This window comes from Microvirga sp. VF16 (genome assembly GCF_016864375.1).
Classification (GTDB): Bacteria; Pseudomonadota; Alphaproteobacteria; order Rhizobiales; family Beijerinckiaceae; genus Microvirga.
Genome location: NZ_CP069354.1, coordinates 4,838,350 through 4,850,000, shown reverse-complemented (window position 1 = coordinate 4,850,000; position 11,651 = coordinate 4,838,350). Strand labels below are relative to the sequence as shown.

At 61.8% G+C, this 11,651-nt stretch carries 12 protein-coding genes (1 of these 12 running past the window's edge); 3 read left to right on the top strand and 9 right to left on the bottom strand.

From position 1 onward, the window contains the following. On the bottom strand, window positions 1–577 hold the 5' portion of the coding sequence (locus JO965_RS22750; protein ID WP_203441235.1) for a hypothetical protein. It extends 23 nt beyond the left edge of the window; 577 of the gene's 600 nt are visible here — the first part of the coding sequence; its start codon is at window positions 575–577; the stop codon falls past the left edge of the window. Here JO965_RS22750 and JO965_RS22745 point away from each other — a divergent pair. The 3 genes from JO965_RS22745 to JO965_RS22735 are packed head-to-tail and all read left to right on the top strand — an operon-like array spanning window position 576 to window position 3,393. Continuing rightward, window positions 576–821: a hypothetical protein gene (locus JO965_RS22745; protein ID WP_203441234.1), complete on the top strand. Its 246-nt coding sequence runs from the start codon at window positions 576–578 to the stop codon at window positions 819–821. The genes JO965_RS22750 and JO965_RS22745 overlap by 2 nt on opposite strands. Further along, entirely contained in the window at window positions 814–2,622 is a 1,809-nt protein-coding gene (locus JO965_RS22740; RefSeq protein WP_203441233.1) for an IlvD/Edd family dehydratase, read from the top strand. The genes JO965_RS22745 and JO965_RS22740 overlap by 8 nt, the downstream gene beginning before the upstream one ends. A gap of 27 nt (window positions 2,623–2,649) precedes the next feature. Beyond that, window positions 2,650–3,393: an SDR family oxidoreductase gene (locus tag JO965_RS22735; RefSeq protein WP_203441232.1), complete on the top strand. Its 744-nt coding sequence runs from the start codon at window positions 2,650–2,652 to the stop codon at window positions 3,391–3,393. A 233-nt stretch (window positions 3,394–3,626) separates the two neighbouring features. Here the strand turns inward: JO965_RS22735 and JO965_RS22730 are convergent, their stop codons facing one another. The 8 genes from JO965_RS22730 to JO965_RS22695 all read right to left on the bottom strand — a co-directional run bounded on the left by JO965_RS22730 (window position 3,627) and on the right by JO965_RS22695 (window position 11,238). Beyond that, window positions 3,627–4,592, bottom strand: a complete 966-nt coding sequence (locus JO965_RS22730; protein WP_203441231.1) for a 2-hydroxyacid dehydrogenase — start codon at window positions 4,590–4,592, stop codon at window positions 3,627–3,629. A 22-nt stretch (window positions 4,593–4,614) separates the two neighbouring features. After that, window positions 4,615–4,917 carry a TfoX/Sxy family protein gene (locus JO965_RS22725; protein WP_203441230.1) on the bottom strand — a complete coding sequence of 101 codons (303 nt, stop codon included), beginning with the start codon at window positions 4,915–4,917 and terminating at the stop codon, window positions 4,615–4,617. Further along, window positions 4,914–5,837, bottom strand: a complete 924-nt coding sequence (locus JO965_RS22720; RefSeq protein WP_203441229.1) for a DMT family transporter — start codon at window positions 5,835–5,837, stop codon at window positions 4,914–4,916. Before JO965_RS22720 ends, JO965_RS22725 begins: the two co-directional genes overlap by 4 nt. A gap of 219 nt (window positions 5,838–6,056) precedes the next feature. Beyond that, window positions 6,057–6,587 (bottom strand): MarR family winged helix-turn-helix transcriptional regulator, encoded by a 531-nt coding sequence (locus JO965_RS22715; RefSeq protein ID WP_203441228.1) that lies wholly within the window; start codon window positions 6,585–6,587, stop codon window positions 6,057–6,059. Between the two features lie 105 nt (window positions 6,588–6,692). Next, the gene (locus JO965_RS22710) at window positions 6,693–7,535 is read right to left on the bottom strand and encodes an ABC transporter permease (RefSeq protein ID WP_203441227.1); all 843 of its coding nucleotides are present in this window, start codon (window positions 7,533–7,535) and stop codon (window positions 6,693–6,695) included. Continuing rightward, on the bottom strand, window positions 7,535–8,314 hold the full coding sequence (locus JO965_RS22705) for an ABC transporter ATP-binding protein (RefSeq protein ID WP_203441226.1): 780 nt from the start codon (window positions 8,312–8,314) through the stop codon (window positions 7,535–7,537). The genes JO965_RS22710 and JO965_RS22705 overlap by 1 nt, the downstream gene beginning before the upstream one ends. Before the next feature lie 35 nt (window positions 8,315–8,349). Then, window positions 8,350–9,354, bottom strand: coding sequence for an ABC transporter substrate-binding protein (locus JO965_RS22700; protein ID WP_203441225.1), 1,005 nt, complete (start codon window positions 9,352–9,354; stop codon window positions 8,350–8,352). Window positions 9,355–9,666: 312 nt separating this feature from the next. Beyond that, window positions 9,667–11,238: a glucan biosynthesis protein gene (locus tag JO965_RS22695; RefSeq protein ID WP_203441224.1), complete on the bottom strand. Its 1,572-nt coding sequence runs from the start codon at window positions 11,236–11,238 to the stop codon at window positions 9,667–9,669. Between the last annotated feature and the right edge of the window lie 413 nt (window positions 11,239–11,651).

Sequence of the window (11,651 nt, the reverse complement as noted above, 5' to 3'; positions counted from 1 at the left end):
GCGGTCTGATGTTCTGATACTTGATGGTGGTCTGCGTCCCACCCTTTTCCTCGTAACGCTTCGCCAGAACGAAACCGAGCTCGGGCGAGTAGAGATCCGTGTGTTCGGATGTCATCTTTCCGTCCGCGTTGAGGAAGCGGTTGCGCACCGCCAGGACGCTGTAGGAGCAGGAACCGAGCTGAAGCTGCTCCTGGCCTGTCACCGTCAGTTCCAATGAGATCAAGGCTCCCACTTTGCCCGGCTGGGCCGGTGCATAGGTGAGCGCCCGTCGGGCCTTCGGTTCGAGCGGGAAGACGGTACGCAGATCGGAGACGGGAATGTTGATGCTTCGGGCCGTGTCGTCGAAACGGCTGATCGGGAAGACCCCCCGGTAGTAGATCACATCCTGCTTTTTCCCACCCGGATACGAGTTCAACACATGGACGAAGTGATCCGAAGCAGGTCGGACCTCCGCAATCGTCCCTTGTCGTTCCAGCACAAAGCCCAGCTTCGCGGTCTGGGCGGTTGGGCAATCGTCGCTCATGGCGGGAGAAGCGAGAAAGGCGGTCAAGACGAAGGAGAGAGCGCATCGAAACATGGCAGGGCTGCTCGGAGTTGTCGGCTGGAACGCCGCATCGGAAGGATTCCAGTGGTTGAAATTCTATAACAATTATTCCTCTGGATTGGAATGCGGATGGAACGTTGCTGCTGCGCTTAAACGGCGTTTCGAATTGCTAAAAGATAGCTACTTTCCTCAGAGGACAGTTGATCTTAACCCCTGTCCCGGATCAAATACCGCCACTGCATTTACGGATGCCCGAAAGGATATGAAGAATGGCTGAGAGGCCTCATCGTCGCACTCCCGATCAGCTTCGCTCACGGCTCTGGTTCGACAATCCCGACAATCCGGGCATGACCGCACTCTATCTGGAGCGCTACCTGAATTTCGGCCTGACCGGCAGGGAATTGCAGGGCAAGAAGCCGATCATCGGCATCGCGCAGACGGGTTCCGATCTGTCCCCCTGCAACCGCCATCACCTCGAGCTCGCCAAGCGCGTGCGCGACGGCATCACGGCTGCAGGTGGCGTGCCTTTCGAGTTCCCGTGTCATCCGATTCAGGAGACGGGCAAGCGCCCCACCGCCTGTCTCGACCGCAACCTCGCTTATCTCTCTCTCGTCGAGGTCCTCTATGGTTATCCGCTCGACGGCGTCGTGCTGCTGACGGGCTGCGACAAGACCATGCCGGCCTGCCTCATGGCGGCGGCGACCGTGAACATTCCTGCCATTTCGCTTAATGTCGGTCCCATGCTCAATGGATGGCATCATGGCGAGCGCACCGGCTCGGGTACCATCGTATGGAAGGCGCGTGAGCGTCACGCGGCGGGCGATATCGACTATCAACAATTCATCGACATCGTCGGCTCATCCGCACCTTCCGTCGGTCATTGCAACACGATGGGTACGGCTTCAACGATGAACGCGCTGGCAGAGGCGCTCGGCATGTCCCTGCCGGGTTCCGCCGCGGTGCCCGCGCCTTACCGTGAGCGCGGACAGATGGCCTTCGAGACCGGCCTTCGCATCGTCGACATGGTGTGGGAGGATCTGAAGCCCTCCGACATTATGACCCGCGAAGCGTTCGAGAATGTGATCGTCGCCAATGCGGCGATCGGCGGCTCCACCAATGCGCCGATCCACATCAACGCGATTGCCAAGCATATCGGCGTGCCGCTCGACAACAACGATTGGGAGCGTCTCGGCTTCGAGATCCCGCTGCTCGTGAACATCCAGCCTGCGGGCGAATATCTCGGCGAGGAGTATTACCGCGCTGGCGGCCTGCCCGCCGTTCTTGCCGAACTGATCGGCGCCGGAAAGATTCACGAGAGCGCGCTGACCTGTACCGGCACGACCATCGGCGAGAACTGCAAGGGCAAGTTCACCTGGGATCACGACGTGATCCGCTCCTACGACAATCCGTTGAAGGAGAAGGCTGGCTTCCTCAACCTGAAGGGAACGCTTTTCGATTCTGCGATCATGAAGACGAGCGTGATCAGCAAGGAGTTCCAGGAGCGCTATCTCAACAATCCTGAAGATCCGAATGCTTTCGAAGGCCGCGTGGTCGTGTTCGATGGGCCGGAGGATTATCACCACCGCATCGACGATCCGTCGCTCAACATCGACGAGCACACGATCCTCATCATGCGCGGCGCGGGCCCGGTGGGCTATCCGGGTGCCGCGGAAGTGGTGAACATGCAGCCGCCGGGCGCGCTCATCAAACGCGGCGTTCTCTCGCTGCCTTGTATCGGCGATGGACGCCAGTCCGGCACGTCCGGAACGCCGTCGATCCTCAATGCTTCGCCGGAGGCTGCCATCGGCGGCGGGCTGGCCCTGTTGCAATCGGGCGATCGCATCCGCATCGATCTCAACAAGCGCAGCGCCGACATTCTCTTGTCGCCGGAAGAACTGGAGAAGCGTCGCGCCGATCTCGAAGCCAGGGGCGGATACGCTTATCCTGCGAGCCAGACGCCCTGGCAGGAGATCCAGCGCTCCATGGTCGATCAGCTTTCCGAGGGCATGACCCTGAAGCCGGCCGTGAAGTACCAGAAGGTCGCGCAGACCTTCGGCGTGCCGCGCGATAATCACTGATCTGCACGAAAGGGAACGGGGGCTGTCATGAACAGACTTCACGGAAAGACGGCCCTCGTCACGGCGGCAGGGCAGGGGATCGGACGCGCCACCGCGAAAGCCTTCCTCCGCGAAGGTGCGAAGGTCTGGGCGACGGATCTCGATGTGGCGAAGCTGGAGGGACTCGAGGGCGCTGAGAGGCGCAGGCTCGATGTGCTCTCAAGTGCGGATGTCGAGCAACTCGTCGCCGAAGCCGGACCGCTCGATATTCTCGTCAATGCGGCAGGCTTCGTGCATCACGGCACGATCCTCGAATGCTCCGACAAGGATTGGGATTTTTCGTTCGACCTGAACGTGCGGTCCATGCATCGGACGATCAAGGCTGTGCTGCCGGGTATGCTGGAGAAGGGCGCGGGCTCCATCGTCAACATCGCCTCCGGCGCGTCCTCCGTGCGCGGCATCCCGAACCGCTATGTCTACGGCACCACGAAGGCGGCAGTGATCGGGCTAACCAAGGCCGTCGCGGCTGATTTCATCAAGCGCGGTGTCCGTGCCAACGCCATCTGCCCCGGCACGATTCAGTCGCCCTCGCTCGACGAGCGGATCGCGGCGCTTGCGGCAAGCTCCGGGCAGAGCCTGGAGACCGTGCGTCAGGCCTTCATCGACCGCCAGCCGATGGGGCGTCTCGGTACGGCAGAGGAGGTAGCGACATTGGCTGTGTATCTCGCGTCGGATGAGGCGAGCTACACGACGGGGCATATCCACCTCGTCGATGGCGGGTTTGCGCTTTAGTTTTGTGAGGATGACACTTCCACTGTCATTCCGGGGCGCACCTCTGGTGCGAGCCCGGAATCCATAAACACAACGTCTCAAGAAAAGATGATGAGCGTAACGATTCTTTCTGTACCGCCAGTGGTTATGGATTCCGGGCTCCGCTGCGCGGCCCCGGAATGACAGCGGATAGGTATTCGCGTCATCCCTGGCCTTGTGCCGGTGATGACGAAGGAAGGAAACGTCGGATCTACCTATCGCCCCTTGTAAGGCGTCTCCGCCACCGGCGTCAGTGGACCCTTGCCGTCGAACCATGAGATCAGGTTGTCGGCGACCAGCATGCCCATGGCGTTGCGGGTATGGACCGAGGCGGAGGCGATATGGGGGAGGAGCACCACGTGTTCCAGGTCGATCAGTTCCTGCGGAACGCGCGGCTCGTCCTCGTAGACATCGAGGCCTGCGCTGAGAATCGTGCCGGACTTGAGCGCGTCGATGAGCGCCTGCTCGTCGACGACGGTGCCGCGCGCGACGTTGATCAGAATGCCATTGGATCCTAACGCCTTCAGGACCTCTGCATTGATGAGATGCTTGGTCGAGGCACCGCCGGGAGTAATGACAATCAGCACGTCGCAAGCCTCAGCGAGGCCAGTCACGGTTGGGTAATAGGAATAGGCCACGTCGTCCTGCTGCGTGCGCCCGTGATAGGCGATGCTCACATCGAAGCCGGATAATCGTTTCGCGATGGCCTTGCCGATGCGTCCGAGACCGACGATGCCGATCTTCCTCTCGCGCAAGGTGGCCGACAGGGGAAAGGATGCTCTCAGCCATTGCCCCTCGCGCAGGTAGCGGTCCGCCTGCGGAATCTTTCTCAACGTCGCGAGAAGGAGTCCGAGAGTGAGATCGGCGACCTCATCGTCGAGAACGCCGGGCGTGTTGGTGACGACGATGTTGCGCCTGGCAGCCTCCGCCGCATCCACATTGTCGTAGCCGACGCCGAAGCTCGAGATGATCTCCACATTGGGCAGGCGATTGAGAAGGGTGGCGTCTACGCGACCGAAGAGCGTGGTGGTCGCCACACCACGAATGCGAGGGCCGACCTCCTTCAGAAAAGCCTCCTTGTCTGTCTGCTCCCACAGACGGTGAAGCGTGAAGGCCTTGTCCAGCGCCTCGATCACGATCGGCATCATCGGCGCTGTCATCAGGATATCGGTTCGGCTCATGGCGTTTCCTTGTGATGTCGGGTTAAAGAGCACAGCGTGCGACGCCGCCCTGGTGAAAGGCTTCGTCAATGATCTTGGCCTGCTGCTGGAGGGCGGCCTTCACGTCCTGCGGCAGGTCGAGCCAGTGGCAGCCGCGCAAGGCGGCCTCCAGGGCATAGAGCGCATTGAGGCTCACCTGCCGGGGCAGCATGAATTTCAGGCGGCGATAGGCCTCGACGGATCCCATGGAACGAAGTTCGCCAACCGTGCGGATGCCGGCATCCTCCAGTCGGCTCTGCGTCACGGGACCGATCCCAGGCAGGGTGTCGATGGCGGCATCACTCAAGAGGACGGCTCCGGCTTTCGATGCTTCACGCGTTCACGGTAGAGCAAATAGAGCCCCGATGCGATGACGATGCCAGCCCCGACGAAGGTCCAAGAATCCGGCCAGTCCCCGAAGAGGACGTAACCTAAAACCAGCATCCAGATGATCTGGCTGTAGATGAAGGGGGACAGGATCGCCGCCGGAGCACGGGCATGGGCGAGGACAAGCAGCCAATGGCCGAAGGCGCCATAGAAGCCTGTCGTCGCGAGAAGAAACCAGATCAGCGGCGAGGAGGGGGTGGACCATATCCAGGGCAGGATGGGAGTGACGAAGATGATCCCGGCGACACTCGAATAAAGGGTCGTGGTCGCGATGGAATCGCTCGAGGCCAGCATCCGCGTCACGATGCTGTAGAACGCATAGGCCACGGCGCCCATGAGCGACAGCAGGGCGGCGGGATGCATGGTGCCCAAGCCTGGCCGCGTGATGACGAGAATGCCGATGAAGCCGACGCCGATGGCGATCATACGTTGCCAGCCGATGCGTTCTCCCAGAAGGGGGCCTGCAAGAAGGGCCACAAGCAGCGGGGTTGCGAAGATGATGGACTGGGTCTCGACCAGCTGCAGGTATTGCAGGGCGAAGAAATTGCACAGGGTCGAGGCGAAGAGCAGGAACGAGCGGAGGAGCTGCAACGGGAGACGGCGCGTCCTCAGCGCCCCGGGCTGGGTCCGGGGGTTGATGACGAGGAAGGTGAGAAGAGCGGCCGAGATGTAGCGGGCCCAGACCGTGACCATGGGGTCGACGGAGCGATTCACCCATTTGGCCGTCGCATCGAGGCACGAAAAGCAGAACAACGCCGCACACATGAGGGCGATCCCCACCATGCGGTTCTGGCGCTGCGAGACGGCTTTTGACGAGGACGTGATAACGGTGTCGGCCATGCCGGGAATGCTAGCCGCTTAGCCGTCCCGAGACGAATGTCCGCCACGCACGAGGGCCGTGCGTGGCACACAGGGGTTTTAGCGCATCGTGCGGACCCAGAGGGCCACGTCAGTGAAAAGTGGGTCCAGTTTTCCGCGCTCGGCGATACGCTCATCCATAAAGGGAGCATCGGATTGGATCCCAAAAGCGCAAGTCCACTTTTGGGTCCGATGCTCTAATCAGGCCGTCGCTGCCATCTCCGGTTCGCTGGAGGCCTCCAGCCCGTCTACCTCGTCATCGGTCTCGAAACCCGTCTGATCGGCTCCGGTGAGACCGGCGAGGTTCTTGGCGGCCTTGCGCAGGAGCTTGCGTAGCCGCTTGCGGTCCTTGTTGTCGAAGCCTTGCAGCAGCTCGCCCTCGACCTCTTCCCATAGGGCGTCAATGGCGGCCGCCTTGCGCTTGCCCTCCTTGGTGAGCTTCACGCGCACGACCCGGGCATCGCCGGGCTCGGTGTGGCGTTCCACCAGCTTCAGGCTGGAAAGGCGGGAGACCGTCTTGGAGGCGGTCGGCGGGCGCACCCGCAGGATGGCGGCCAACTCGCCCATGGTCATGGGACCGGAATTGCCGAGAGCCTGGAGGACCTGCTCTTGGCCGGCGAAGAGGCCGAGTTCCGAGAGCTTGTCGCCCGTGCGGCTTCGATGCAGGCGTGAGGCTTGAACCAGAGCCCATCCGACGCTCTTGATGCCCGGATGCGTGTTATCGGTATCCATGGTCCCTCGCTGTTCGAAGCGTTCTCCTTACCTACCATGGACGGGACTCATGACGGTACGATGACAAGCCGGCACACTATTAACAGGCTAAACAAATGGAAGCGCTCAGGCCTCTCGATTGAGGGCGCTTTCGTGCCAGCGGCGAAGAAGGGCATGATTGAGCGCTGCTAGGACGAGAAACAGGCCAATGCCGGTTGCGGCCAAAAGAACAAGAGCCGCAAACAGGCGCGGGATGTTGAGCCGGTACTGGCTTTCGATGATGCGGTAGGCGAGCCCTGAACCTGCCCCTGCGGACCCTGCGGCCATCTCGGCGACCACAGCCCCGATGAGTGATAATCCGCCCGCTATCCGCAGCCCCGCGAGAAAGGCCGGAAGGGCGGCCGGGCGGCGCAGGAACCACAGGGCCTTCAGGCGCGCCCTCAGGCGTGCCAGCGGATCTTGCGAGGCCGGAGCGCCATAAAGCTGGAACAGTTCCATCAGATTCCGGTCCACGGATTGCAGGCCGAGCATCGTATTCGAGAGAACCGGAAAGAATGCGACGAGCCACGCGCAGGTCAAGACAGCCACATCCTGCGGCATGTAGATCAGGAGCAGGGGCGCGATGGCGATGACCGGCGTGACCTGCAGCACGACGGCGAATGGATAGAGCGAATACTCGACGATCTTCGACAGGCTCAACAGCACCGCGAGTAACACCCCGCCGAGAACGGCGAGGACGAGGGCGGTAAGCGTGGTCTTGAGCGTCGTCATGAACGAGGCAGAGAGCAGCGGCCAATCGGCGACGAGAGTTTGGGCGATCAGGCTCGGCGTGGGCAGGATATAGGGTGGGATGCCCCCGATGCGCACGATGGCTTCCCACGCGGCGATGGCTGCCGCGAAGACGACAAGCGGCAGAACGATTTTCAAAGGGTTGCCCTGCCGGCGTGCGGGCAGCGGAGCCGAGGTCATCACAACCGCTCCTCGGCTGTCTGATCGAGCAGAATCTGCGAGATCTCTCCGCAAAGTCGCGCATAGCGCGCGCTGGTGCGGAAATCCTTCGAGCGGGGCCCGGGCAGCTCACCTTCGATCTCGGCGACGATGCGACCCGGACGTGGGGACATGACTGCGATCCGGCTCGACAGATAGGCGCTCTCATAAACCGAATGGGTCACGAACACGACGGTGCAATGCAGTTCGCTCTGCACGCGCAGAAGGTCGTCGTTGAGCCGGAAACGTGCGATCTCGTCGAGGGCGGCGAAGGGCTCGTCCATGAGAAGCAGCCGCGGCTTGAGCGACAACGCGCGCGCGATCGACACGCGCATCCTCATGCCGCCGGAGAGTTCACGTGGATAGGCTTTCGCAAAATCGTTTAACCCGACGAGGGCAAGGCTCTCGGCGATGCGATCTCGCGCATCACGTTTGGACAGGCCGCGAAGGCGCAACGGCAGCCACACATTGTCCGCCACATTCGCCCAGGGCATCAGCGTCGGATCCTGGAACACGAAGCCGATCTCGCCGCGATGATCCTCATCGGTCGAGCCTGGCCAAGTGACGCTTCCTTCCGTCGGCTGCGCAAGTCCCGCAATGAGGCGCAGCACCGTCGACTTGCCGCATCCCGAAGGCCCGAGGAGGGAGACGAACTCGCCTGCGCGCACATCGAGATTGAAACCGGCAAGCGCCGTCACGCCGTTGGAGAAGATCTTCGTGATCTCTCTGAGAGAAACGAGCGCGGGCGAAAGTTGCGTCATGGGTGTAGCGACATGAAAAAGGCGTCGCTCTCCTCTTACTTCTTCAGGTTCAGCCCGACGCCCTTGTTCACGAACTGGAGCGTATAGGCCTTCCTGTAATCGAGGTCCGCCTTGAAGAGACCCGCCTTCACCATCTTGTCGAAGAAGTCCTTCATGCGCGCATCCGTCATGGCACCGATGCCGAGCTGTTGCGTGTCACCGGAATCGACGATGCCGTATTCCTTCATCTTGGCGTGGGAATAGGCCAGCAGTTCGTCCGTCATCTCCGGATTGTCGCGCTTGATGAGTTCTTTCGCTTTCGTGTTGTCGCCGTAGAGATAATTGTACCAGCCAATGGTCGAGGCATCGACGAAGCGCTGCACGAGATCGGGATTCTTCTCTATCACCTCGCGGCGGGTCTCCACCGTGGTGGAATAGGTGCTGAAGCCATGATCCGCGAGCAGGAACACGTTGGGCTTGAAGCCCGCGGCCTTCTCAATGGTCAGCGGATCGGAGGTGACATAGCCCTGCTGCACCGATGCCTTGTTGGCGATGAAGGGCGCCGGGCTGTAGCCGAAGGGCTTCACCTGCTCGTCCTTGAAGCCGTACTCGGCCTTCATCCATTGGAAGAAGGTAGCGACGCCGTCCTTGGACAGAAGAATGTCGTTCGATTTCTTCAGATCCGCGAAGGTGTCGAGGCCCTGGCCAGGATGGCTCAGCAGCACCTGCGGCTCTTTCTGGAAATGAGCCGCAACCACGATGGTGGGGATGTTCTTCTCCACAGCGGAGAGGGCCTGGATCATGCTGCCGCCCATGTAGAAGTCGAGCTTGCCGACGGTCATGAGCATGCGATTGCTGGCGCGAGGGCCGCCCGGCACGATGGCGACCTTGAGGCCGTATTTCTCGTAAGTCCCGTCAGCGACGGCCTGGTAGTAGCCGCCATGCTCGCCTTGCGCGATCCAGTTGGTGCCGAAGGTCACCTCTGTCAGCGGCTGTTGCGCCAAGGCGCTTCCGCCCAAACAGGCTGCAAACGCTCCCGTGATCCAGGCGTTCAGCTTCATCGCACTCACCTTCCGCTAAGGCAGGGCAAACGGCCTGCCATCCGAGGCACAGCTTCTGCGCGGTTCGGCAGGGCTTGGCAAGGTCTCCCGCCATCTGCAGTCATCACTGGCCTTGTACTGGTGATTCCGATTGCCCGAGGCGGCATGCTTTGCATTATCGGAATGGCCGGGACGAGCCCGGCCATAACGTCGTAAGTGTCATCCCTGGCGGGCCGCAGGCGAGGGAAGAGGATCCACTGTGACGTGCTGCCTCTATGGATTCCCTCCCCCTCCGCTGCGTTCCGGTCGGGAATGACACGGAGAGGATGTGAATCACTCCACGTACCAGGGATAGGTCCAGGTCTCCGTCAGTGCCCGGTTGCCGGCGCGCAGAAAGGCGCGCAGATCCGCGGATTGCCCAGGTTCCAGCCTCACGTCGATGGCGGCCCTGAAGCCGTTCGTGTGGCTGTTGGGCATGATGAAGGTATTGGTGATCTGCCCGGCGGAAGTGGAGGGGACGAGCTGCACCTGCTCCGGAGCGCCGAGATAGTAAGGCAGATTGCCGCCCGCGAAGTCGATGATGAATCGGCGGTGCCGGGGATCGCTCGGCGCGTTCGACCCGCTGGCGCGCGGCGGGGTCTGGAAGGTGTTGATCGCCTTCCCGCCCGGATGCATGGCGCGGATCTCGGATGCAGCGCGCAGGCGGTAGGAGAGAACCACTTCCTGCCCCGGCTCGAGGGCCCGGTTCGGCTGCCAATAAGCCACGACGTTGTCGTGAGTCTCGTCGGGGGTCGGGATTTCGACCAGCTCGACCCAGCCCTCGCCCCATTGCCCGATGGGCTCGACCCAGTAGCCGGGACGCTGATGGTATGTGGCTTCGAGATCCTGGTAGTTTTCGAACGCCCGGTCGCGCTGCATCAGGCCGAAGCCGCGCGGATTGTTGTCGCTGAAGGACGAGATCGTCTTGCGGCTCGGGTTGCGCAGGGGCCGCCAGATCCACTCGCCCGCGCCGGACTGCATGAGAAGCCCGTCCGAATCGTGGATTTCGAGGCGGTAGTCGTCCGTCGGCTTCCGGTCGTTCTCGCCCTCGAAGAACATCGAGGTGAGGGGGGCGACACCCACATTGGTGATGGTCTGGCGCGGGAACAGCGTCGCCGTGACGTCGAGAGTCGTTTCCTTCGACGGGTAGATCTCGAACCGGTAGGCGCCGGCGACGGAGGGGCTGTCGAGAAGGGCGTAGATGATGGCCCGCTCGTCATTGGGCTTGGGCATCTCGACCCAGAATTCGCGGAAATGCGGAAACTCCTCCGCTTCGCCGCCTTCCACATTGATCGCGAGGCCTCGCGCCGAGAGGCCATATTTCTGATCCGATCCAAGGAAGCGGAAATAGCTCGCGCCGAGGAAGGCGATGACCTCGTCGAGCACCTTTGGGTTGTTCAGAGGGTAGTGGAGGCGAAAGCCCGCAAAGCCGAGATTGACGGGCAATGGCCGCTCGATCTTGTTGCGGCCGTAATCGAACAGCTCCCGCTGGTAGGGTACCGGGGTCGGAACGCCGTCGCGGATGATGTTCACCATCACTGGGCGCTGGTAGAGGAAGCCCGGATGGAAGAGCTGCATCCGGAACGGCCCGTTACCGGAGCCGAGCAGGGCCTTGTCCGGGCGGAATCGGATATCCCGGTAATCATCGAAGCTGAGTCGGTTGAGGGGCTCGGGCAGCTGCACCGCTGGCGCCTCGTAGGGGACGGCTGCCAGCTCGCGGGCGCGGCGCACCACGTCCTCGTAGCGGAACGGATTGGGCGCCGGTGCGCCGCTCTGCTGCTGAGCCCAGCTCTGCTGACTGAAAGCGGGCAGCGCGGTGGCTGCGAGCAGGCTTTGCAGGAGGGTACGGCGGGACAGGTTCGTCATGGCTGCGGAGCGTTCTCGACTGAAAGAGCAAAATGGCCGGAATTCGGGCTTTGGAATATGGGCCCGGATCTTCTTCCGTGTACCTGTCCCGCTTAATGGAGGCTGAATGGTGATGCGGGCAAGACACAGGTCCCGGCAGGGTTAAAAAAATCCTCTGAAAGGTCTGAAAAGCTCTTGTGATCCCTGACGAATATGCTTATTTCACCCCTGCCCAATTTCGCACGTGCCTGTGGTCGCGTGCCGGTTGGTGGGCATCCGGACAAGAGGCCGGACAGCCGCCCGAGAGCGACCTAGCTCTCGATACCCCTAACCGGCAGCCGGAGGCGAAAACCGGCGCACCTCGTTCTCAACGGGGGACGCGACTTAAAGCAACGACGAACGGGCTTTTTTGGTCTCGTTGGCCCTCCAAAGGT